21 protein-coding genes are annotated in these 22420 nt (G+C 55.6%); 5 read left to right on the top strand and 16 right to left on the bottom strand.

The features are described from left to right. Positions 1–117: 117 nt before the first annotated feature. Complete coding sequence (locus tag GCU45_RS19250) at positions 118–915, top strand: flagellar motor protein (protein ID WP_152400005.1); 798 nt, start codon at positions 118–120, stop codon at positions 913–915. After that, positions 899–1696, top strand: coding sequence for an OmpA/MotB family protein (locus tag GCU45_RS19245; protein WP_116233521.1), 798 nt, complete (start codon positions 899–901; stop codon positions 1694–1696). Before GCU45_RS19250 ends, GCU45_RS19245 begins: the two co-directional genes overlap by 17 nt. Before the next feature lie 105 nt (positions 1697–1801). Here GCU45_RS19245 and GCU45_RS19240 read toward each other — a convergent pair whose 3' ends face one another. The 5 genes from GCU45_RS19240 to ftsE all read right to left on the bottom strand — a co-directional run bounded on the left by GCU45_RS19240 (position 1802) and on the right by ftsE (position 7712). Next, positions 1802–3100 carry a PDZ domain-containing protein gene (locus tag GCU45_RS19240; RefSeq protein ID WP_244364160.1) on the bottom strand — a complete coding sequence of 433 codons (1299 nt, stop codon included), beginning with the start codon at positions 3098–3100 and terminating at the stop codon, positions 1802–1804. Between the two features lie 90 nt (positions 3101–3190). Beyond that, the gene (locus GCU45_RS19235; RefSeq protein WP_145028275.1) at positions 3191–4615 is read right to left on the bottom strand and encodes a S41 family peptidase; all 1425 of its coding nucleotides are present in this window, start codon (positions 4613–4615) and stop codon (positions 3191–3193) included. Between the two features lie 136 nt (positions 4616–4751). Further along, positions 4752–6047, bottom strand: a complete 1296-nt coding sequence (locus GCU45_RS19230; RefSeq protein WP_152403205.1) for a murein hydrolase activator EnvC family protein — start codon at positions 6045–6047, stop codon at positions 4752–4754. Between the two features lie 77 nt (positions 6048–6124). Next, positions 6125–7036 (bottom strand): permease-like cell division protein FtsX, encoded by a 912-nt coding sequence (ftsX, locus tag GCU45_RS19225; RefSeq protein WP_076174530.1) that lies wholly within the window; start codon positions 7034–7036, stop codon positions 6125–6127. Next, positions 7026–7712, bottom strand: a complete 687-nt coding sequence (gene ftsE / locus GCU45_RS19220) for a cell division ATP-binding protein FtsE (protein ID WP_089550485.1) — start codon at positions 7710–7712, stop codon at positions 7026–7028. The genes ftsX and ftsE overlap by 11 nt, the downstream gene beginning before the upstream one ends. A 213-nt stretch (positions 7713–7925) precedes the next feature. Here ftsE and GCU45_RS19215 point away from each other — a divergent pair, with 213 nt between their 5' ends. Beyond that, on the top strand, positions 7926–9365 hold the full coding sequence (locus GCU45_RS19215; protein ID WP_152400003.1) for a VanW family protein: 1440 nt from the start codon (positions 7926–7928) through the stop codon (positions 9363–9365). 111 nt (positions 9366–9476) lie between these two features. On the opposite strand, the gene GCU45_RS33830 is transcribed toward GCU45_RS19215, so the two are convergent. Continuing rightward, complete coding sequence (locus GCU45_RS33830) at positions 9477–9632, bottom strand: hypothetical protein (RefSeq protein WP_167372917.1); 156 nt, start codon at positions 9630–9632, stop codon at positions 9477–9479. A gap of 167 nt (positions 9633–9799) precedes the next feature. Between GCU45_RS33830 and GCU45_RS19210 the strand changes: the two genes are divergently transcribed. Both GCU45_RS19210 and dnaN read left to right on the top strand, forming a co-directional pair. Continuing rightward, positions 9800–10045: a hypothetical protein gene (locus GCU45_RS19210; protein WP_105444821.1), complete on the top strand. Its 246-nt coding sequence runs from the start codon at positions 9800–9802 to the stop codon at positions 10043–10045. Between the two features lie 9 nt (positions 10046–10054). Next, positions 10055–11182, top strand: coding sequence for a DNA polymerase III subunit beta (gene dnaN / locus GCU45_RS19205; protein ID WP_152400002.1), 1128 nt, complete (start codon positions 10055–10057; stop codon positions 11180–11182). Between the two features lie 121 nt (positions 11183–11303). Here the strand turns inward: dnaN and GCU45_RS19200 are convergent, their stop codons facing one another. The 10 genes from GCU45_RS19200 to argJ all read right to left on the bottom strand — a co-directional run bounded on the left by GCU45_RS19200 (position 11304) and on the right by argJ (position 22404). Continuing rightward, positions 11304–12836 carry an MDR family MFS transporter gene (locus GCU45_RS19200; RefSeq protein ID WP_152400001.1) on the bottom strand — a complete coding sequence of 511 codons (1533 nt, stop codon included), beginning with the start codon at positions 12834–12836 and terminating at the stop codon, positions 11304–11306. 37 nt (positions 12837–12873) lie between these two features. Then, positions 12874–13611 (bottom strand): cytoplasmic protein, encoded by a 738-nt coding sequence (locus GCU45_RS19195; RefSeq protein WP_145947959.1) that lies wholly within the window; start codon positions 13609–13611, stop codon positions 12874–12876. A 137-nt stretch (positions 13612–13748) separates the two neighbouring features. Beyond that, positions 13749–14474, bottom strand: coding sequence for a bactofilin family protein (locus tag GCU45_RS19190; protein ID WP_116233513.1), 726 nt, complete (start codon positions 14472–14474; stop codon positions 13749–13751). 4 nt (positions 14475–14478) lie between these two features. Beyond that, entirely contained in the window at positions 14479–15114 is a 636-nt protein-coding gene (locus tag GCU45_RS19185) for a YhbD family protein (RefSeq protein WP_089549763.1), read from the bottom strand. A 149-nt stretch (positions 15115–15263) separates the two neighbouring features. Next, positions 15264–16667 (bottom strand): argininosuccinate lyase, encoded by a 1404-nt coding sequence (gene argH / locus GCU45_RS19180; protein WP_152400000.1) that lies wholly within the window; start codon positions 16665–16667, stop codon positions 15264–15266. Positions 16668–16776: 109 nt separating this feature from the next. Beyond that, positions 16777–18009: an argininosuccinate synthase gene (locus GCU45_RS19175; protein ID WP_076174549.1), complete on the bottom strand. Its 1233-nt coding sequence runs from the start codon at positions 18007–18009 to the stop codon at positions 16777–16779. A gap of 26 nt (positions 18010–18035) precedes the next feature. After that, positions 18036–18992, bottom strand: coding sequence for an ornithine carbamoyltransferase (gene argF / locus GCU45_RS19170; RefSeq protein ID WP_152403203.1), 957 nt, complete (start codon positions 18990–18992; stop codon positions 18036–18038). A gap of 46 nt (positions 18993–19038) precedes the next feature. Then, positions 19039–20235, bottom strand: a complete 1197-nt coding sequence (locus GCU45_RS19165; protein ID WP_145028147.1) for an acetylornithine transaminase — start codon at positions 20233–20235, stop codon at positions 19039–19041. Positions 20236–20307: 72 nt separating this feature from the next. Then, positions 20308–21141, bottom strand: a complete 834-nt coding sequence (gene argB, locus GCU45_RS19160) for an acetylglutamate kinase (RefSeq protein WP_152399999.1) — start codon at positions 21139–21141, stop codon at positions 20308–20310. Positions 21142–21174: 33 nt separating this feature from the next. Then, the gene (gene argJ, locus GCU45_RS19155; RefSeq protein WP_152399998.1) at positions 21175–22404 is read right to left on the bottom strand and encodes a bifunctional glutamate N-acetyltransferase/amino-acid acetyltransferase ArgJ; all 1230 of its coding nucleotides are present in this window, start codon (positions 22402–22404) and stop codon (positions 21175–21177) included. Between the last annotated feature and the right edge of the window lie 16 nt (positions 22405–22420).

Raw genomic sequence — 22420 nt, 5'->3', positions numbered from 1 at the left:
TCCCGATATAAGCTATAGGAAATCATTGTTGAAATAAGAATATTTGTTCCCGTCTATTATACTCTGATCAAGTGCCGTATGCAAACCCTAACTCATGAACAGGAGTGATAGCACAACATGGAAATCACAACAATACTGGGCATCCTGGCGGGACTTGCCGCGCTGGTAGGTGGCTTTTTATGGGAAGGAGGTCAGATTAATGGATTAATGCAGGCAGCGGCCGCCCTGATCGTATTCGGGGGAACTATTGCCGCTGTCGTTGTCAGTTACCCGCTTCACCGGCTCAAGACGATTCCCAAAGCGCTGCGCTTTGCCTTCAGCAAACCGGCCGAGGATACGAACCAGCTGATCGAAGACTTGGTTGGCATGGCCACAGCGGCCAGGCGCAATGGAGTGCTCTCCCTTGAAAGAATGGCGATGGACCATCACAACTCGTTCCTTCGCGAAGGCATTCGGCTGGTCGTCGACGGAACGGAAGAATCCCAGATCAAACAAATCATGGAGCTCGAAATGGACGCTGTAGAGCAAAAGCACGAAAACTACGCCAAAATATTCGAGTCCGCAGGCGGCTACGCCCCGACCATGGGTATTATCGGCACCGTTATGGGGCTGATCCATGTCCTCGGCAGCTTGTCCGAGCCGACCGATCTCGGGCCGTCGATCGCGGTAGCATTTACCGCTACGTTATACGGCGTGGCGAGCGCCAATATTATCTTTTTACCCATTGCGTCGAAAATTAAGTCTCGCAGCGCCGATGAAATTCAGCAAATGGAACTTCTGATGCAGGGCATTCTGGCGATTCAGAACGGCGAGCACCCCAACATGGTGCGTAAAAAGCTCGTTTCCTTCACACCGGTGGACAGCTATCATGCCCCTGCCGTGAAGGAGGAATTCATCGATGAGACAGCGGAATAGACGCCAAGGCCGGAGGAAAAGCGAAGGAGACGGCGGCCGGGACCGGTGGCTGATCACTTATGCGGACCTGATCACGCTGCTCCTGATCTTTTTCGTCATGATGTTCGCGATGAGCCGGCTGGACGTTGAGAAGTACGAAGCGATCACACAATCCCTGCAGCATACGTTCAAAAGCGGCGACTCGATCCTCGAGAAGGGATCCGGCATCACCGGTCAAGCGGACAAAAATACGCATCGAAATCCCGACACGGCCAAAAAACCGCAGAACAGCGGTTCTCAGGAACTGACCGAACGGGAGCTTGCCTTCCGCAAGCAGGAGCAGGAGCTCCAGAACCTGATGCAGGTTATTTCGCAGTATGTGAAGGATAACCGGTTGGAGGACCAGATATTTGTAGCGGACGAGCCTCAAGGCATCTCCATTACGCTGAGCGACCAATTTATGTTCGATGTCGGCAAAGCGGACCTAAAGCCCGGCTCGGCTCCGGTGCTGGACAAGCTAGCCAGCCTGTTTAAGAACCTGAGCACGGTGATCAGCATTGAGGGTCACACCGACAATCTGCCGATCGTGCATGCTTCGAATTACAAGGACAATTGGGAGCTTTCCGGAGCGCGGGCGCTGTCGGTCCTGCGGTTTTTCCTCGATCAAAAGCATCTGAACCCGGACGAGTTCCAGTACGCCGGATACGGCGACACGCGTCCTGTCGGGGATAATGGCACCGAAGCCGGAAGGCAGAAAAACCGCCGGGTAGAGATCATCGTCCTCCGCCAGCTTCAGGAATAATCCGTAACCTCCTGTTTCGCCAGCAAACCGCCCGTTGGACCTTTCATAAAGACAAAAAAAGCGTGGAAGCTTCAGAGCTCCCACGCTTTTTTTTGCGTTCTTGCCTTACATGTCGGCTTCCCGCGCATCATGCGATACAGGGGTGGACGACTTGCTGCGGGCATGAATTTTCATGCCGATCAGCTGAAACAGATTGACCGGCTTCAGCACCAGCGCCACACCTGCATCCGGGTCAGGGGCCAGGATAACGCCCAGCTGGTGATGATCCCCGTCGTAGATCGCCCGCTGCAGGAACTTGACCTCACCCTGCAGGTTTTGCACTTCCAGCTTGCAGAAGGCCGGGTTTTTACGGATCGCCAGATGCAGCTGCTCCTTGGACCGGATCGCCATGCCGTTGACCTTCATAATCGATTCGCCGGCCGCAATGCCCAGCTCTTCGGCAGGGCTCCCGGGAATGACGGCCAGCACCTTCAGCCCCTGCGCAGGATGGACAAACACCGGGCTCCGGTGCTGCTCCTCATACCGGCTGTACCACGCCAGCCCTTCATGAAGCACAAAGGCGATCAAGGCCGCCACAAGCGCCAGCGGGCTCCACCAAGCCGACAGAATGCTAAAAGCAAGCAGTACGACGCCATAGATAAGGAGGCGTTTGAACGTCCGATCGGCCTTCACCTGCGGAAGCAGGCTCTGCGTCATTTCGCTGAAGCCGATCACCACTGGCAGCGCCATCATGCTGAAGCCGCCGCTCCATCCGTCTCCGCCAAATAAAGGCGTCCAAGGCAGAACGGTATCCGAGGCTCCCGGAATCAGCAGAAACAGAGGAATCGGCCAGAACACCTGCATCTGGTAGCCTCCAACGAGCTTGCCCCGCTTCCCTTCAATAAAGAGCGGATTAGCAAAGGACGCTCCCTGCAAGCGGATAAGCAGAGCCTCGGCCAAGTGCAGCACGGCTACCAAGGCAAGCAGGGCAGGAATATCCAGACCCGCTACCGTATCCTTGACCGTTTTCAGGAACCCGTCCGGACTCCAGGAAAACAGCCCCATCACAAACTGAATCACGCCCAAGATCCCGATGGCGTAAGCAAAGCATAAATACCTTACCCGGAACAGCAGCAGCACGATAGCTACCACCCAAATGCAGATCACCGCTTCTGTGGTCAGCGAAATTCCCAAAAACGCCGCGGCCACCGAGACGCCAATCCCGGCCAGCAGTCCGCCCCAAAAGGTCCGCCATGTCTGCAGCCCCCAGCTGTGCAGCCGGACGGAGAACAGCTTTCTTTCCAGCAGTACCTGCCTACGGTACACAAGTGCCATCAAAATGATCGAAATATAATAAAACGGCTGCGTCAGCAGCTGTAACAAAGCATCCCCCAACTTCCACAGCAGTTCCAATGCGACATCCAATCCGTCACCACGCTCCTTTACCATAACATTTACGCATATCCAGGACAGACATCAGACGCAAGAAAAAAAGAAGGCTAAAGATCAGCCTTCTTAACGATTCGACGCGGCAGCGGCAATTTCCTTCCGCACCTCGTCGATCCCGCGGTTCAATTGATTATCGTATTTCGGATCGCGGATGTGCTCGATCAGCGCGTTCTCGAGTGCTTCCGCCGTCTTCGCGTCAATAACTCCGTTCGCGCTCAGCTTCGCGCTGCTTTGGAACGACTTGACGGCCGCCGCGGTTTTCTCATCGAAGAATCCGTCTTTGCGTCCAGGCTTGAAGCCAAGGCCGTCCAGCATGATCTGCGCACTCTTCACGTCAGTGTTATTCATGTTGTATTCCAGCGATTTGTCCTTGTTGATCGGAGCCACCGAGAAGTAATCCGGCTGATCCACCGCAATGTCAGGCTTGATCCCCTTCTTGTGGATCCAGCTGCCGTTTGGCGTCAGCCATTTCGCGATCGTAATCTTGAGCAGGCTGCCGTCGCCCATTTGCTTGTCGAAGCTCGTCTGTACAGTTCCTTTACCAAAGGAGTTTTCACCGATCAGCTTCGCTCCGGCCGATTGCTGCAAGGCACCTGCCAGAATTTCGGATGCGCTGGCGCTTCCTTTGTTCATCAAGAGGGCGACCGGATAGTCTTTGCCCGTTCCCTTGGACTCGCTCTTCTCGCGTTTCTTGTTCTTGTCTTCAACCTGAACGATCAGCTTGCCTTTCGGCACGAACTGCTCGGCGATATCGATTACGACGGACAGCACGCCGCCGGGATTGTTCCGGACATCAATGACGAGGCCCTTCATGCCTTCGCTCTCGAGCTTCGCCAGCTCTTCCTTGAAGCGATCGCCCGTGTTCAGGGAGAACTGGGTAATTTCAATCACGCCTACCTTACCCGGTTCCATGTGGGCATTGACGGTCTCCAGATCGACATCGTCGCGCACGATAGTGTACTGAAGCGGCGTCGATACGCCGCTGCGGCGGACCGTCAGCTTCGCCTCGCTGCCTTTTGGACCGCGGATTTTCGAAACCGCATCGTTCAGCTCAAGCCCGCTCAGCGATTCTCCGTTCACCGTCAGGATGATGTCCTTGGCGCGGAGTCCTGCCTTTTCCGCAGGCGATCCCTTGATCGGAGACACAATAACGACGTTGCCGTCTTCCGAAGACACTTCGGCACCGATGCCGCTGAACGAGCCCTCGATGCTCTCCTCAAATTCCTGTGCCGTTTGCTTACCCATATAAGTCGAGTACGGATCTTCCAGCGATTCCATCATGCCGTTGATGGCACCGTCCACCAGTTTGCTCCGGTCCACATCCTCGTAATAATTGCCTTGGATGAGATCCAGAGCCGTACCGATTTTCTTCGCTTCATCCTGCTTCAAGCCGCCGCTGACCACGCTCGCTAGCACGCCCTGGCCCGTCGAGGCCTGATTCGCAAAGCTTGCGCTTGTTAACACGAGGGTCAGTACGCTTCCCAACAGCATACCTACGACGACCAACAATGCGACCGTACGTTTCTTCAAAGTAAGTTTCACCGCCTTTTATTTTCCGGCCGAACCTCTTATGACCAGACTTAACCATCCTAGTATATGTTCGGCTTGTACGGAATATTTATACGGTCTACAGATACGGCATCGGGTCCACAGGCGTTCCATTCTGACGGACTTCAAAATGAAGGTGAGGCCCCGTGACTTGTCCCGTTGCGCCGGATTCTGCAATCACCTGACCGCGGCTGACATGCTCGCCTACCTTTACTTTAATACCGCCTTCACGTATATGTCCATAGAGGGTCCACATTCCGTCTCCATGATCGATGATGACACAGTACCCGTAACCGCTCCACCATTCGGCCAGCGTGACGGTTCCCGTTTCAGCGGCGTGGATCGGCGTTCCCTGCGGAACGGCAAGGTCCACCCCTTTATGCATCTTGCCGACTTCACCCGTAACCGGATGGACTCTTCGGCCGAAAGACGAAGAAATGCGGGCTCCGCTAACCGGCATATACAGCGGTCCGCCGCTGCCCGAGAAGCCGCCCGAGCTTTCAACCGTCGTTGTGACGCTCCTCTTCTTGGCCGCTGCCGCTGCTGCTGCAGCCGCTCTCTTCGCAGCAGCCGCCTTGGCTGCCGCCGCCCTTCTCGCTGCTTCTTCAGCCTTCAGCTTGTTCTTCTCCTGCTCCAGGGAAGCACGCTTGCTGACGAGCGTGACGAGCAGCTGATCCTGCTCTTCACTGGTGTCGTCGGATTCTTCAATCTTCTGGTCGTACTGTGCGATCAGAATCTGCTTCTGCCGCTCGTTTTCAGCCAGAATGGCCTTCTGGTCTTCCATCTGGGCATACAAATCCTTGGCTTTGGCGTAATCCGACTCCAGTTCCTTTTTCTTAGCCAGCACCAGCGCCTTATCCTTCTTGTGCTGCTCCAGCAAGTCCTTGTCCTGGTCTACGAATTCCTTAAGAGCGTCTGCCCGCTCCAGGAAATCGGAGAAGCTGGTCGATGAGAGCAGCACCTCCAAATAGGATACGTTGCCGTCGGTATACATAAGACGTACCCGGGACTCCAGCATTTTCTCCCGCGACTGGATCCGCTCCTCGGCGGCATCCAGCTCGGTCGCGGTCTGATGAAGCTTGTCCTGCGTATCGTCTATTTGAACCGTCAATTTGGTCATCGTGTTGCTCACCGTATTAATCTGGTTCATGACATACTGAAGGTTTTGGGTCGTTTTATTTTTGTAATGCTGCGCTTCCTGCTTCTGGGCTTCCGCCTTGCTCTTCTGCTGCTTGGCGGTCTTCGCCTGCTGCTGCAGCACTCTCAGTTCATGGTCGATGTCATCGACCGTTTTTTTCTTTGCCAGACCTTCCGAAGGCTGAATTACAGCCGCTGCGATCATAACTACGGCCAAACAAGTGGCGATCTTTTTCAACTTGCGTTCCCCGTCCTTTTCCAAAAGTTTCTCCTGTATAACCAAGACTCTCCGTCAGCTGCTTATCGTTCTTGTTCTTATACCTTCAAAAATTTGCGAATAGATAGGGTCGTTCCCCACATGCCGATCAGCACGCCGAGGACAATCAGTAATCCTCCCCACTGCCACAGCTGGCTCAGCGGGAGAAGTGACATCTGGAGCGTAAAATCCGAGCCGATAGAGGCGGCCAGCCGGTCATAACCGACGAACAGCAGCGCCACCGTGATGACGGACCCGATCAGTCCGATCAGGGTGCCCTCCACGAAGAACGGCCAGCGGATAAAATAATTCGTCGCCCCAACCAGCTTCATGATGCTGATTTCCCGGCGGCGGGCAAGAATCGTGACGCGAATGGTGTTGGAGATCAGGAACATCGACATGACGGCGAGGCCGGCCACGAAAATAAACCCGATGTTGCGCACCAGGCGCGTCACTTTAAACAGCGTTTCGATTGTGCCTTTGCCGTACTTCACTTTCATGATCGGCTGCTCCGTATGGCTCGTGTTCAGCGCCTCGATCTTCTGGGCGACGAACGGAACCGTCGTCGGCTCGATCACCTCGACCATAATCGTGTCCGGTAGCGGGTTGTTATCCTTGCTGAAGCCTTCCAGCAGCTCCTTCCCCTCGTCTCCCATACTGTTGCGGAAATCGGTGAGGCCCTGCTCTTTGGAAATAAACTGCACTTTGCTAACCTCCGGCATCGCGGAGATTTCGTTCTGCACTTTCTCGCGCAGCTTCTGGTCGACGTTCAGGTTGAGATAAGCGCGGATCTGCACTTGTTTATCGGCCTTGTCGGCCAAAGCGTTGACATTGAGCACCAGGATGATAAATACCCCGAGCACGAACAGGGATACCACGATGGAGGTAACGGAGGCTACGGTCATCCACCCGTTGCGGAAGATGCTGTTAAACCCGACCCGCAAATGCCGCAGAAAGGTGTTAAAAGTCATACCCGTATTCCCCTCTCTGCTGGTCGCGTACAATGTTGCCGTGCTCGATCGCGATGACGCGCTTGCGCATCGTGTTCACGATCTCCTTGTTGTGGGTGGCCATGACGATGGTCGTTCCGCGGAAATTGATCTCATCAAGCAGCTGCATGATGCCCCATGAAGTTTCGGGGTCCAGGTTGCCGGTAGGCTCGTCCGCAATAATGACCGCCGGGTTGTTCACAATGGCTCTGGCGATCGCGATCCGCTGCTGCTCTCCCCCGGACAGCTGCGCTGGAAGGCGGGTGGCTTTGGACTTCAGTCCAACCAGATCCAGCACCTCCATCACGCGCTTTTTCATCTGCCGCTTCGGCGCTTCGATGACTTCCATGGCAAAAGCCACGTTTTCATATGCCGACAGCGTCGGAAGAAGGCGGAAATCCTGAAAAATGACGCCGATATTCCGGCGCACATACGGAATTTTCCGCTGCTTCAGCTTGCCGATATTAAAACCGTTCACAGAGATTTGCCCTTTGGTCGGCACTTCTTCTCTATAAATAAGCTTCATGAATGTCGATTTGCCTGCGCCGGACGGTCCGACGACGTATACGAATTCGTTACGGTCGATCTTGACCGATACGCCTTGCAATGCATGGGTTCCATTCTGGTAGGTCTTCCATACGTCCTGCATTTCAATCACTTCGTTCATCACTTCCTAATTACATAATTAGCCATTATAAATTCGACACATTCCAGCTAATTCCTTTAAAAAAGCGTAGGAATCATCACGATGTGTTTCATTGTAACAAAATTGTTACCTTTTGAGTACCCGAAATTTTTCCACTTTGCCTACATATATATGGAAAGACAGCATCAATCACGATGAAGAGGAAGCGAAAGAGGTGGGAACCCTATGAAAAAAATTCATTTGAGCCTGATCATTATCGCCAGCATCCTGCTGATCGGTTCCGTCACCGCCGGGTGGGTACATCTTTATATCGGACAAAACACCCTTCCGGATAAGATCCAGGTTGCCGGATACCCGCTCGGAGGAAAAGATTCAGATGAGGCGCTTAAGCTGCTGGACGCCCGTCTCAGACAGATGGAGAGCATTCCCTTGACGCTGTCCGTGGCCGCCAAAGGTATTCCCGATGCCCAGCTGACGCTGAAGGAGGCCGGCGTTTCGTTTGAAGCGGACGCCTTTAAAGAGGCGGTTGCGAAGCTGCATGAAGGAAGCTGGCTGGACCAGCTGAAATACCGCTGGCATTTTCAGACGGACTGGAACATCGTGCCCCACTGGGACATTTCCGCGCTGAAGGAGAAATTTACACCGGAGTGGGAGCAGGAGCACTTCGGCCTTCCGGTGGAAGCCACGCGGCGGATCTCAGGGAAAGACGAGGTCGTGTACACGCCTGAGGTTTCGGTCTCGCGGATTGACTGGAACACGCTCAAGGAGCAGATGACCGCGCTGATTCCGAAGGACTTCGCCCTGATTGCCGGCGGTGAGAAGCCCAAGCTCAGCCTGGACCTTCCCCTGTACCGAATGGTGCCGAACGTCACGATCGGCAGCCTCAAGGAAGAAGGAATCGAGCGAAAAATCATCGAGTTCTCCACCGGGCTCGGTTCGAGCGGGCCGGGAAGGGTATACAATGTCGATTCCGCCGCCAAGGTGGTGAACGGCATGGTGCTGAAGCCGGGTGACGTGTTTGATTACAGCAAGGTCATTGCCAAGGCGGAGGAAAAATACGGGTTCCAGGAGGCGCCGGTCATTCTTAACGGGAAGCTGGTTCCAGGAGTAGGCGGAGGCATCTGCCAGGTGTCCAGCACCGTGTACAATGCGGCGGTCCGGACCGGGCTTGAAATCGTCGAGCGGCGCAACCATTCCCTGCCGGTCAGCTACTTGCCGAAAGGGCAGGACGCCACGTTTGCCGAAGGCTCGATCAACTTTCGCTTCCGGAACAATACCGGCAAGTCGCTGCTAATTCAGGCCGAAGTCAAGGATCGGAATCTGATCGTCAAATTTTTTGGCACCTTCCCGAAAAATGTCACCTATGACCTCATGTCCCGCACGGTCGAAACACTTCCGGTCACCGAGAAGTTCGTGCAGAATCCGACCCTTCCGGTCGGCGGCCAGGAGATCCTGCAGAGCGGCAAACCCGGCTACGTCGTCGAGACCTATCAAATCAAGAAGGTGGACGGCAAGGAGGTATCGCGCAAACGCATTTCCCGTGATACGTACCGCCCGCAAAACCGGCTGATCGCGGTCCATACGGAAGATCCGGGAGAGGGCAGCCCCGCTCCAGGCTCTGAAGAGCAAATCGTGGAGGACGGCGTAAGCGGGCCGAACTTCTGAGGGCAGATGAAGGCAATTAGTTGTCAGCTATAATCCAAACGAAGCAAAAGGGTGCCTCCGTCGGTTTAACGAAACCGCTGGAGACACCCTTTTTATAATCATATGTGAGCTCTACTGAATAATCCCGAGCCGGCGCGCCTGCTCCTCCGTCATAATGTATTCCTCGCTTGGCCACACTTCCTCTTCGGCCTCGACGCCGAACATCTTCATGACTTCGCCCCAGATGCCCTTCTCTACCGCTTCCGCCTGCGTAATAATGATTTTCATGACGCTCACTCCTTTTCAGTTCTTTTACCCTTTTATACCCCGTTTTGGGTGGGTTGATTCGCTTGACGCTAAAAGGAGTGCTTCTTGCCCAACACTTTCGAACTGTGATAGATTAATATTAGAAAATATTTGAAATAGGTTACCTTATTCAAACAGGAGGCATGATCATGGAGCCGCGCAACAAAGTAAAAATCGGCATCCCCGATGAGGAAGGGCAGTTGAGCTTCATGTTTACCCGTGGCGGAGCGCGCCGGGGAGCAGGCAGAAAAGGGATCGGGACGACCCGCAAAGTATCGTTAACTTTATCCGAGGCAACATGGAGCCGCCTTGATGCCTATTGTGACGACCATCAGTTTACTCGGTCCGAAGTTCTGCGTGGAATGATCGAACATTATTTTTCCGACCAAAATTAAAAGAAAAAGGTGACGCCCGTGTTCGTCCGTATCCCAGGTGATCTTCTGGCTCAAACCGTTCAACAGGTTGCCGTCGCAGCTTCGGTATCCTCGGCACAACCGCAGAACTCTATGATTCATTTACATACGAGTCTGAATGGACTGACTCTTGCATCAGGAACAAGCTCGGGAATGGTCATTCAAGCAAAGCTTCCACTCGATGAGGGACATTGTCAAACGGGGTCCATTGCCGTGCCTTCGCGTCTATTTGCGGACATGATTCGCAAGCTGCCTGCCGGAGTAGTGACCCTGGAAACACAGCCGCCTTTCCTATTAAAGATTAGCTCAGGCAGTACTGTATTCCGACTCTACGGAATGGATCCAGAGGATAGCTGTTCCGTTCCAGACCTCGGAAACCACCTGTTGGATGTGGAGCTATCGAGCTCTCAATTTAAAAAAATGGTTCAGCAGGTCGTTTTTTCATCCGCCAGTTCCAATGAAGCCAGGCCAGTATTAACCGGCGCCCTGTTTCACATTGCAAATGGCTCAATGAAGCTGATGGCTACAGACGGTGTGCGCCTGGCTTCATATACAACCCTTCTTGACCGCAATCTGAGCAATGAAGTTGAGGCCATCATACCTTCCGCATATTTAAAGCATGTCTCCAAGCTGCTGTCCGGAGAGAAGCTGCGGATCTCCTTCAGCAATCACCGGATGGTTATACAGAATCAAGATCTCGCGGCTTACATTCCTCTAATGACCGGATCCTTCCCGCAAATGGAAACGATGACCAACGCCACATATGTAACAGAAGTTCGGGTTTCCTCAGCAGCCTTTCTCAGCGCGATCGAGCGGGTTAATTTGGTTGCGGGCGGACAAACGGTTCTGCTGAATGGAACACCCCCTTCCTTGGAATTAAGCTCCAGTACGCCAGAAGTTGGCGATGTTAACGAGACTACTCCTGTGCAGAACTTTCAAGGGGAGCCATTTCGTATTGCTTTCAACGGGAAGTATATGCAGGACATCATACGTGTAATTGACAGCGAATGGATCAGTATTCAATATGCAAGTCCTTTAAAACCCCTCATTGTTACTGCTGCTTCTAAAAATGAGTCCCTGGTTTATCTGATCACTCCGCTAAGGACTAGAGCTACATAGATACATAGATACAAGCACCATGAATTGCAATCACCTGCCAAAATAAAGAAGAAGCCAGGGCACTGAACTGCACCCCAGCTTCTTCACTTCTAAGAAAGAAATTTTCCAAATCACGCTTCTATTAATGATGCGCCCCATCCTTACGCGCTCCCGGTCCCATCTGGGACATTTGCAGCCGTGATCCGCCCATCAGGGAGACCGAAACCAGCGCCAGCGCCGCCGGTATCACGGCCCACAGGAACGCATGGTCCACGGAGACGGACAGCGCGCTGCTGATCTTCTCCATGACCGGTGCCGGGATGAGCGCTCTACGCTCCGGCGAAAGCATCTGCTGCGGATCCATCGTGGCCGGCATATTCTGGCCGGAAGCCCCGCCCAAGGTGCTGCTCAGCCGGTCATGGAAGTCATTTCGCTGGATGATGCCGAAGATCGTAATCCCCACCGTCATTCCCAGCGAGCGCAGGAAGGAAATCGTCGAGTTGGCCGAGCCCCGCTGTCTGGCATCCACACCCTGGATAGCCGACATCCCGAGCACGGAGAATGAAAATCCCATCCCGAAGCCGGCGATCAGCATATAGATGGACAGCATCGTCCGCGTCGTCTCCGGCGTAATCGTGCCTAGCAGCAGCATGCCGCCGCCGAATATGACTGCAGACAGGATCATGACGCTGCGGAACGACATTTTGGTGGACAGCATGCCCCCTACTTGCGAGGCAACTACGGAACTCAGTGTCATCGGAAGTAGTATCAACCCGGAGTTAGTTGCATTTCCACCCATGACCCCTTGCACGAAAATCGGAATGTACACGGCTGCGGTAATGAAAGCCGCCCCATAGAACAAGGCCGCTGCGCTGCTGAAGGCGAACAGTCTTTTGCGGAACATGTCGTAGGACACGATCGGTTCAGCCACCTTGGCCTCCACGGCCAGGAAGACGATCATCAGCACGGCAAACGCGGCGAACAATCCGATAATGACCGGTGAATCCCAGGCATATTTACTGCCGCCCAGCTCCAGCGCGAACATCAGGCTGACCACGGAGCCCACCAGCGTAGCGGCTCCCCAAATGTCGATCTTTTGCTTGGAATGCTCATGAGACTCATGATAGAACAGCACCACCAGCAGAAAGGCTGCAATGCCTAAAGGCAGGTTAATATAGAATATCCAGCGCCACTCCAAATAATCGGTGATATACGCTCCGAGAAGCGGTCCGAACAAGCTCGACACCCCGAATACGGCGCCAAACATGCCCGCCATCTTGCCTCTGGACTCCACCGGAAAAATATCAAACACGATCGTAAATGCAATCGGCACAAGCGCCCCGCCGCCAATTCCCTGAATTGCCCGGTAAATGCTCAGCTCGGTAATGCTGTGTGCCGTCCCGCACAAGGCCGAACCCAGCAGGAACATGATGATCCCGAATACGAAAAATCTTTTCCTTCCATACATATCGGACAATTTGCCGAAGATCGGCATGCCGGCCATCTCTGCCACCATATACGCGGAGGTGACCCAGACGAATTGGTCCAGACCGCCAAGCTCGCCGACAATCGTCCCCATTGCGGTGGAGACAATCGTGTTGTCCATCGCGGCGATCAGCACGCCGAGCAGCAGACCGGCGACAATCAGACCCAGCCTGTTCTTTTTCTCTGTCATGTCACGCACTACCCCTTTATGTTATTTGTAAAATATCTTATCCCAGCCGGACAAACCGGCCTACACTTGCCGCTGTGTCCTGCTTGAATTCGTCCGTATACTCCACCAGTCCGATCTCGCATCCGCTGCCGATGTTCACCCTTCTGCCCCGGACGACGGCAGCCTTGGTGTTCTCCAGATAAACGACGTCGCCTTCAATGCTATCCGCGCTCAGATCCCCGCCGTCGTAATGGGAAGTCATCTTCCCGAACAGCGGAATCTCCAGCCCTTTCTTGACGGTGATTTTGGCACCTACGAGCTCTCCAATCCTGCTCGGTCCATACATTTTAATCTCGACGAGCTCGCCGTTCAGCATGCCCGGGACTTCCACTACGCCCCGCACGAGCAGCTCCTCCGTCTGGCCGGACGCCGCCCGGAGGCCCCCGTTGATCTTGACGAAATCCGAAGACACATTGCCGCCGACGGCCAGCTCGCCGTTAATGCTGATGCTTTTCAACTGCAGATCCCCGGACACGCTTACCTCGCCCTGAGACTTCAGCAGTCCGCCCTGAAGGTTCTCCCGGACGTTCAGTGTTCCGTTGACGGATGCGGTTTCCGCGATCAGGGAGCCGTTCACCTGAGCCGTGCCCAGGCATTTAAACAGCCCGCAGTCCGCCGTACTGCTGATTTCCGCGTCACCCATAATTTTGACCTGGTTAAAGGTTCCGCCTCCCGAGCTCCCGCTGCCCGTGATTTTAATATCGCCAAGCCCTTGGCGGTTTCCATTTGCCGTCATGACCTTTTCCTCCCTTATGAATACCCGGTCGTCCGGGCATACCCTGAATGTTATCTAATGCACCCCTGTTGGGACTTTGCTCTATTGCTGCCTAGCAGCAGGTTTCAGCGCAGATTCACATCTGCTTCAACGCTGCTTCAGATCTGCTTCGCCGATCCGACCTGAGCGTCTCCGTCCCGCTTGAAGTCGACCTTGTATTCGACTCTGCCGATTTTGCAGCCGGGGCCGATTCGTACTTCGCTGCCGCGGACGACATCCGCTTCGGTATATTCCAGGTCCACGAAGTCCCCTTCAATGAGATCGGCCTTCAGGCGGTTGTTGAAGACCGGGGCCAACTGCAGCAAAATAGGCGCTTTTTTCAACCGGCGCACAGTAATATGATCCCCGCCAATTTCCTTGGCTTTGCTCGCCAGGCTCATCTTCAAGTCGATCTCGCCGGCGTTCACCAGCCCATCCACGTTAAAGCCGCCGTGAACCGAAAGCACCTCGCACTGCACGTCCCCTCTCGATTTCAGGCTGCCCGACACTTCCACTTTCTCACTGTTGAGTCCCTTTTCCAGGGTGACCTGGCCGTTGATCGCAGCCGATTCGCTGCAGCGGGTCATCTCTTTGACCGATCCCATGCCGTCCAGAATCAAACGTTCGGCCGATAAATTGCCGCCGATCGACATCGTCCCGTTGATCTTGACCGTTTCCCCCAGCACTGAACCCGAAATATTCAGGGTGCCGTTGGAATCCAGCGTAATGCAGTCGATATCTCCCTTCACCTTGCTGATCCCGTCAATCCTAACCGTTTTATACACACCGGACGCCACCGTCCCGATGCCCGACATCGACATGTCATGTCTTTGTTCCCGCTCCATCGCCTCAAACCTCCGATTGGTTGATTTTTAATTTCAATTCCTCGATACAGCCCCTTAAAGGCAGGCGGAACACCCACTTGGCATCCCGGTCCACATATACATGCTCGGTAGTCTCGATTAGCAGCAGCAGCGGCACGCCCATTTTGCGGACGAGCGCCAGCTCGCACGGTCTGCTTGCCACTTTAGCGTAATGATCCCGCATGAGGGATAACAGCATCTTGCCTTCATCCCGGGTTATTTCTCCGCTCTTGAGCAGCTTCTCCAGTACATAGACCGAGAGAATATCGGCGAACGTCAGCACGTCCTGTTTCCCCAGCTCCTGTTCAAACAGATCCAGCGTCATATTGGTAACAATGTTACGTTGTAAAAGCTCGCCTGGGGTGATCGATACTTCGCCGGAGCTCGGTGAAAACACATCGGCCAGCTCGTCGAGGGACAAACCGTCCTTCATATTGAGAATGCGGTCTATGCGCTGCAGTATTTTTTGCTTCGGAAAAAAGGTCTCCTGTCCCGTGAAGGAAGACTTGCGGATAAACCATTCCTCGGGAATGAGGTTTTTCCGCTTCCAGCGGTACAGCTGTCCATAGGAAATTCCGGTCAGCTCCAGCAGATCCTTTTTGGAAATCTCTTCTTCGTTCATTGCACATCCTCCTCGCAGAAATAATGTAACATAACATTGTTACGTTGTAAATACGGCAAATGAAAAATATGGGGGACTCAACGAAAAAAGACGCCTCCACAAGGGAAGCGCCTTTTTCTATCTGCTATTTCTGATCTGCAATTTATCGTTTATACGTGCTCGGCAAGCCACTGCTCTGTCATGCTGAGCAGCACCTCACCGCGTTTAATCGCTTCAGCCACCTGATCCGTCGCCGTGCCCCCGTACACATTGCGGGCATTCACGACGGTTTCCGGCCGCAGCACCTCATAAATCGTGTCGTCGAACAGCGGCGAGAACTGCTGGAACTCCTCCATCGTCAGGTCAAGCAGGTACTTGCCCTGCTGGATGCAGTACAGCACCGTTTTGCCGATGACTTCATGCGCCTGGCGGAACGGCAGCCCTTTGCCGACGAGGAAGTCGGCGATGTCCGTCGCGTTCGAGAAGTCCTGGTTGACCGCTTCGCGCATGCGGCTCTTGTTCACCTTCATCGTGGCGATCATCGGCGCAAACAGCTGCAGGGCCCCCTCCAGCGTGGCCACCGTGTCGAACATGCCTTCCTTGTCTTCCTGCATATCCTTGTTGTACGCCAAAGGCAGCGACTTGAGGACGGTCAGGAGACCCATCAGATTTCCGTACACGCGGCCGGTTTTACCGCGAACGAGCTCCGGCACGTCCGGGTTTTTCTTCTGCGGCATGATGCTGCTGCCGGTACAGAAGGCGTCGTCCAGCTCGATAAAGTTAAACTCCGTGCTGCTCCACAGCACCAGCTCTTCGGACAGGCGGGAGAGATGCATCATAATGATGGACGCGTGGGACAGGAACTCCACGATAAAGTCGCGGTCGCTGACCGCATCCAGACTGTTCTCGTAGACCCGGTCAAACTGCAGCTGCTCCGCCACGAAATGGCGGTCGATCGGGAACGTCGTCCCGGCCAGGGCGCCTGCGCCGAGCGGCAGGACGTTAATGCGCTTGTAGCTGTCCATAAGGCGCTCAATATCGCGCTGGAACATGGAGACGTACGCCATCAGATGATGGGCGAACAGAATCGGCTGCGCCCGCTGCAGATGCGTATACCCCGGGATGATCGTATCCAGGTTGTCCCTTGCTTGTCCGATCAGCGATTTTTGCAGCTCATGCAGCATGCCGGCCAGCTCGACGACCCGCTTGCGCAAATACAGGTGCATGTCGGTCGCCACCTGATCGTTCCGGCTGCGTCCCGTATGCAGCTTGCCGCCAACCGGGCCGATCTCGGCGATCAGATTTTTCTCCACGTTCATATGGATGTCCTCGTCCACCACCGAAAACTCGATTTCGCCACGACGGATTTTGTCCAGAACGGTTTGCAGCCCCGCCTTGATCGTCTCCACGTCCTCCTGCGGAACGATTCCGCATTTGCCCAGCATCGTCACATGAGCCAGGCTGCCTTGAATATCCTCCTCGGCGAGCGCCTGGTCAAAACCGATCGAAGCCGTATATTCGTCTACCAGATGGTTGGTCTGCTTCGTAAAGCGTCCTCCCCACAGTTTGCCCACTATCGTTCTCTCCCCTCTTGCTTGACAGCAGAGGGCCGCCCCTTCCCGTGACCGACAAGGAACGGCCTCCCTACGACATGCTTGTGCTGTTGATTATATCATGGAAAAATTATTTGTTCTGTGCCACACCTGTGCCGACTTTAAGACGCAGGGCGTTCAAATGGATAAAGCCGGTAGCATCCCCTTGATCGTACGCTTGGGTCGGATCGGCTTCCATCGTGGCGATGTCCGGGTTATACAGGCTGACCGGGCTCTTCACGCCGGCGGCGATGATGTTGCCCTTGTACAGCTTCACGCGCACCGTACCGGTCACGTTCTTCTGACTTTCGGTTACGAGCGCCTGCAGTGCCAGACGTTCCGGTGCGAACCAGAAGCCGTTGTACACGAGCGTGCTGTAACGGGTGATCAGGCTGTCGCGCAGGTTCATCACTTCGCGGTCCATCGTGATCGACTCCATTTTGCGGTGCGCGGTGAACAGGATCGTGCCCCCTGGCGTTTCATACACGCCGCGGCTCTTCATGCCGACAAAGCGGTTCTCCACCATGTCCACGCGGCCGATGCCGTGTTTGCCGCCGAGCTCGTTGAGGCGCTCCATTACGGCCAGCGGGTTCAGCTTCTCGCCGTTAATGGCGACGCAGTTGCCCTGCACAAAATCGAGCTCCACGTATTCCGCCTCATCCGGCGCGTCTTCAGGAGACACGCTTAGCAGGTACATGTCTTTATTTTCCGGAGCGCTGGCATCGAACCAAGGATCCTCGAGTACGCCGCTCTCATAGCTGATATGCAGCAGGTTGCGGTCCATCGAATAAGGCTTCGCCGCAGAGGCTGTTACCGGAATGCCGTGCTTCTCGGCAAAAGCGATCATTTCCGCGCGTCCCGGGAACTCGTTGCGGAACTCCTCAAGACGCCATGGAGCAATAACTTTGATGTCCGGAGCCAGGGCCGCAGCCGCCAGCTCGAAACGCACCTGGTCGTTTCCTTTGCCCGTTGCGCCGTGTGCAATCGCGGTCGCGCCTTCCGCACGGGCGATGTCCACCATGCGCTTGGCGATCAGCGGGCGCGCAATGCTCGTGCCGAGCAGGTACTGCCCTTCATACAGCGCTCCCGATTGGAACATCGGGAAGATGAAATCCTGTGCGAACTCGTCGCGCAGATCGTCAATGTATACTTTCGAGGCGCCGGTAGCCAGTGCCTTTTCCTCCAGACCGTCCAGCTCTTCCTTCTGTCCGATATCGGCCGTAAATGCGATGATTTCGGCATCATACGTTTCCTTGAGCCACTTCAGAATGACCGACGTATCCAGACCTCCGGAATACGCCAGTACGATTTTTTCTTTTGCCATGTCTTAACTCCCTCTCCTGACTAATCTTAACCCATCAATGCGGCCATCAGCGCTTTTTGCGCATGCAGACGGTTTTCAGCCTGGTCGAAAATAACCGAGTTTTTGCCGTCGATGACCCCTTCGCTCACTTCTTCCCCACGGTGTGCCGGCAGGCAGTGCATGAACAGGTAGTCTGCCTTCGCCAGCTGCGCCAGCTTCTCGTCGACTTGATAGTTTTTGAACGCCGCCTCGCGGACCTTCTGCTCTTCCTCAAAGCCCATGCTGGCCCATACGTCGGTATAAATGACGTCTGCGTCCTTCACCGCTTCTTCCGGACTGTGCGTAACGATGATCTGCGCGCCGCTCTCCTTGGCGATCTCTTGGCTGGCCTTCACCACGGCCGGATCCGGGGTGTACCCTTCCGGACTTGCGATCGATACGTTCACGCCCAGCTTGGCGCCGCCGATCATCAAGGAATGGGCCATGTTGTTGCCGTCGCCGATGTAGGCGAGCTTCAGGCCTTTCAGCTGGCCCTTGTGCTCATAGATCGTCTGGTAATCCGCCAGCACCTGGCACGGATGCGCCAGATCGCTCAGGCCGTTGATGACGGGAACGGAGGCGTATTTCGCCAGATCCGTCACATTGTGATGTCCAAAGGTGCGGATCATGATGCCGTCCAGGTAACGCGACAGCACCTGCGCCGTATCGCTGATAATTTCTCCGCGTCCAAGCTGGATGTCGTTTTTGCTTAAAAAGAGCGCGTGGGCTCCGAGCTGGAACGCCCCCACTTCGAACGATACCCGGGTACGGGTGGATGATTTTTCGAAAATAAGTCCGATCGTTTTGCCCTTCAGCGGCTGGTATTCCTCGCCGTTCTTCTGCTTGCGCTTGAGTTCGATCGCCAGATCGATCAAGTACTGAATTTCTTCCGGTGTATAATCGTCGAGCTCCAGCAGGTCTCTTCCCTTCAGGTCGATATCCTGCAGCAGCCCGGTTTGGCTCAACATCGTTACGTCCTCCTTTATCAGTGCATGCTCTAATGCTGCCCGGCTACGCCTTGTTTACTGCGGTATGATCATGGATCAGCTCGGCAATCATGCCGACGGCCTGATCGATTTCTTCTTTGGAAATATACAGGTTTGGAAGCAGGCGGATCACGTTCGGACCAGCGGTCACGAACAGCAGCCCGCGTTTCTGCCCTTCCAGCACGATGTCGTTCACCGGCTCCTTGCATTCGATGCCGATGAGCAGCCCCAAGCCGCGCACTTCATTGACAAAAGGATGCACAGCGACCTTTTCGTTCAGCTGCTGGATCAAATACTCGCCCATGTCCGCGGCGCGCTGCGGCAGCTGATCTTCGAGAATCGTCTCGATCGTGGCGATCATCGCTGCCGTTGCGATCGGCGTGCCGCCGAAGGTAGAACCGTGACTGCCCGGCGTAAACGCGTCTTTCAGATACCCTTTGCCGAGCATCGCTCCCGCCGGGAACCCGCTGGCAATGCCTTTGGCGAGGGTGAAAATATCCGGTTCAATGCCGTAATGCTCATACGCAAACAGTTTGCCTGTACGCCCCATGCCGGTCTGCACCTCGTCGAAGATGAGTAGAAGCCCATGCTGTTCGCACAGCGCCTTCACTGCCTTCAGGAAGTCCGGCTGCACGACGAGCACGCCGCCTTCCGCCAGTACCATCTCGATCATGATCGCAGCCGTATCCGGTCCGATAGCTGCTTTCAGCGCGTCCAGATCATGCAGCGGTACGCTCTTGAAGCCGGCAGGCAGCGGTAGGAAGCCGTCCTTTACCTTGTCTTGGCCGGTTGCCGTCAGGGTAGCCAGCGTACGTCCGTGGAAGGATTGATGGAAGGTGATGATTTCAAAGCGTCCGGTGCCTTTCACTTTCTGGTGGTAGCGGCGGGCCAGCTTGATGGCCGCTTCGTTCGCTTCGGCGCCGCTGTTGCAGAAGAACACCGCATCCGCGCAGCTGTTCGCCGTCAGCAGAGAAGCTGCTTTTTCCTGGTTCGGAATGTGGAACAGGTTCGATACATGCCACAGCTCATCCAGCTGGGCTTTCAGCTTCTCGGTCACTTTCTTCGGCGCATGGCCTAGATTGGTCACCGCTATACCGCACATAAAGTCGAGGTATTTGTTCCCTTTATCGTCCCACAGCCAGCTCCCTTGCCCTTTCACCAGGCTGATCGGATATCTGGCATAGTTCTGAAACAATGAGCTTGCCTGTTCGCTTGCACTCATCCCTAATCACTCCTTCTCCCGGAGCCGCAGGTCTCCCCCTGTGCCCCTGTGTATAATGTTCCTGCCTTTATCTTAATCCCGCACGATGCGGGAACCCAACACTTCACCCTGCAGCACCCGGCTCAGTACCCGGGGCTCGCTGCCGTCCACGATGACGACTTCCTGCACGTCTCCCTGGATGCAGCTCACCGCGGCCCGAACCTTCGGAATCATGCCGCCGTAAATGTCGCCGCTGGCGATCATGTCTTCGATTTGCTGCACCGTCACCGAAGGCAGCACCTGCTTCTCGCCATCCACGGCTTTCAGGATGCCCGGCACGTCCGTGACCACGATCATCCGGTCGACTCCCAAATGAGAAGCGACGGCGCCCGCCGCAGTATCGGCGTTAATGTTGTAACGCTGCCCGGCCGCATCCACCCCGACCGGCGCGATGACCGGCATGTAGCCCATGGCCGTAATGCCTTTAACGATCGCCGATTCCACGTAGGTAACGTCGCCGACATGGCCAACCTCGGCCGCGTTCGCAACCGGCTCGGCTTGGATTAGTCCCCCGTCGACGCCAGACAGGCCAAGAGCCCTGCCGCCCGTGCTCTGGATCCGCCGCACGATCTGCTTGTTGATCGTTCCGGCCAGCACCATCTCCACGACGTCGAGGACATCCTCGGTCGTCTTGCGCAGGCCGTTCACAAATTCCGTTTCAATCCCCAGCTTGGCGAGATTGTCCGAAATGGCCGGACCACCCCCATGGACGATGACCGGCTGCACGCCCTGCTGCTGCAACTGCTTCAGATCCTCAAAGAAGGAATCCGGCAGCGCTGCCAGCGTGCTTCCCCCGCACTTCATGACAAACGTCTGCTGGCCATCCGCTCCAATACGGGAACCCTGCTCATTCTCCAGCGTCTTCATATGCATTCACTCTCCCCTGCAGCTGCCTTCGCCTTATGTCCGGTAAGCCGCATTGATCCGTACGTAGTCATAAGTCAAATCGCAGCCCCAGGCGGTGGCTTGCCCGGCTCCGCCGTGCAGATCCACGACGATGCGGACGGTGTCCCCTTTCAAGTAAGCCAACGCTTCATCTTCATTAAAGGCGACTGGACGCGATTGTTCCAATACGCTGATATCGCCCAGCCGGATGTCGACCGTCTCCGGATTTACCGGCTCGCCCGCACGTCCGACGGCTGCGATGATCCGTCCCCAGTTGGCATCGGCGCCAAACACAGCCGATTTCACCAGGCTCGAGCCGATGACCGTCTTGGCAATCGCCCGTGCCGACAGGTCACTAACTGCGCCGGTGACGCTGACCTCGACCAGTTTCGTCGCACCTTCGCCGTCCCGCGCAATCGCTTGGGCCAAGCTCCGGCACACATACGTAAATCCTTCGGCAAACGGCTCCCAGTCCGGATGCGCCGGCGTAAGCACTTCGTTCCCCGCCAGCCCGCTGGCCATGGCGATCAGCATGTCGTTTGTGCTCGTGTCGCCGTCCACCGTAATCATGTTGAACGTCACGTCCGTCGCCTGCCGCATCAGCTGCTGCAGAGCTTCCTGGTCAATAGCCGCGTCCGTCGTCATAAAAGCGAGCATCGTCGCCATGTTCGGATGAATCATCCCCGAACCTTTTGCCGCGCCGCCAATCGTCACCTCTTTGCCGTTCACCAACACCGATACGCAGGCTTCTTTTTTCACCAGGTCCGTGGTGAGGATCGCCTGCGAGAAGTCCTCCGCGCCCGAATTGGCGCTGCTGAGCCGCGGCGGCAGAGACTCGATGCCCGCGTTCACGCGGTCCATCTTGAGCAGCTCGCCGATCACGCCCGTGGACGCGACGGCCACGTCCTGCTCCGCCACGCCGAGGTGGCGGGCTGCGGCCGCCCGCATGTCATAGGCATCGGCTTCGCCTTGCTGCCCAGTGCACGCGTTGGCGTTGCCGCTGTTCACGATCACAGCCTGCAGCGTGCCATTCTGCAGGCTCTCGCGCGTCACCTTCAGCGGTGCCGCTTGAAACACATTCGTGGTGTACACGGCCGCAGCCACGGCCGGCACCTCGCACAGGATCGCGCCAAGGTCATGGCGATCCGTCTTCTTGAGTCCGCAGTGCACGCCTCCCGCCGAGAAACCTTTCGGCGTGACGATCGATCCGTCCTTCACCTGCGTAAACGTCGTTAATTGTCCCATGTCTATGTTCATCCCG

It is taken from the genome of Paenibacillus cellulositrophicus (assembly GCF_009363095.1).
GTDB lineage: Bacteria > Bacillota > Bacilli > Paenibacillales > Paenibacillaceae > Paenibacillus_AQ > Paenibacillus_AQ favisporus.
Note: the sequence above shows the minus strand (reverse complement) of the source record. Positions and strands in the feature narration are given on the sequence as shown.

Bases quoted from the DNA above. Each gene is read 5' to 3' on its own strand.
- GCU45_RS19210 (WP_105444821.1), top strand. From the start codon at position 9,800: ATGGAGCCGCGCAACAAAGTAAAAATCGGCATCCCCGATGAGGAAGGG.
- GCU45_RS19215 (WP_152400003.1), top strand. From the start codon at position 7,926: ATGAAAAAAATTCATTTGAGCCTGATCATTATCGCCAGCATCCTGCTG.
- GCU45_RS19165 (WP_145028147.1), bottom strand. From the start codon at position 20,235: ATGAGTGCAAGCGAACAGGCAAGCTCATTGTTTCAGAACTATGCCAGA.
- GCU45_RS19175 (WP_076174549.1), bottom strand. From the start codon at position 18,009: ATGGCAAAAGAAAAAATCGTACTGGCGTATTCCGGAGGTCTGGATACG.
- GCU45_RS33830 (WP_167372917.1), bottom strand. From the start codon at position 9,632: ATGAAAATCATTATTACGCAGGCGGAAGCGGTAGAGAAGGGCATCTGG.
- GCU45_RS19250 (WP_152400005.1), top strand. From the start codon at position 118: ATGGAAATCACAACAATACTGGGCATCCTGGCGGGACTTGCCGCGCTG.
- GCU45_RS19235 (WP_145028275.1), bottom strand. From the start codon at position 4,615: ATGCTGTTGGGAAGCGTACTGACCCTCGTGTTAACAAGCGCAAGCTTT.
- ftsX (WP_076174530.1), bottom strand. From the start codon at position 7,036: ATGACTTTTAACACCTTTCTGCGGCATTTGCGGGTCGGGTTTAACAGC.
- argB (WP_152399999.1), bottom strand. From the start codon at position 21,141: ATGAAGACGCTGGAGAATGAGCAGGGTTCCCGTATTGGAGCGGATGGC.
- argJ (WP_152399998.1), bottom strand. From the start codon at position 22,404: ATGGGACAATTAACGACGTTTACGCAGGTGAAGGACGGATCGATCGTC.
- GCU45_RS19245 (WP_116233521.1), top strand. From the start codon at position 899: ATGAGACAGCGGAATAGACGCCAAGGCCGGAGGAAAAGCGAAGGAGAC.
- GCU45_RS19185 (WP_089549763.1), bottom strand. From the start codon at position 15,114: ATGAACGAAGAAGAGATTTCCAAAAAGGATCTGCTGGAGCTGACCGGA.
- GCU45_RS19200 (WP_152400001.1), bottom strand. From the start codon at position 12,836: ATGACAGAGAAAAAGAACAGGCTGGGTCTGATTGTCGCCGGTCTGCTG.
- GCU45_RS19190 (WP_116233513.1), bottom strand. From the start codon at position 14,474: ATGGAGCGGGAACAAAGACATGACATGTCGATGTCGGGCATCGGGACG.
- GCU45_RS19195 (WP_145947959.1), bottom strand. From the start codon at position 13,611: ATGACGGCAAATGGAAACCGCCAAGGGCTTGGCGATATTAAAATCACG.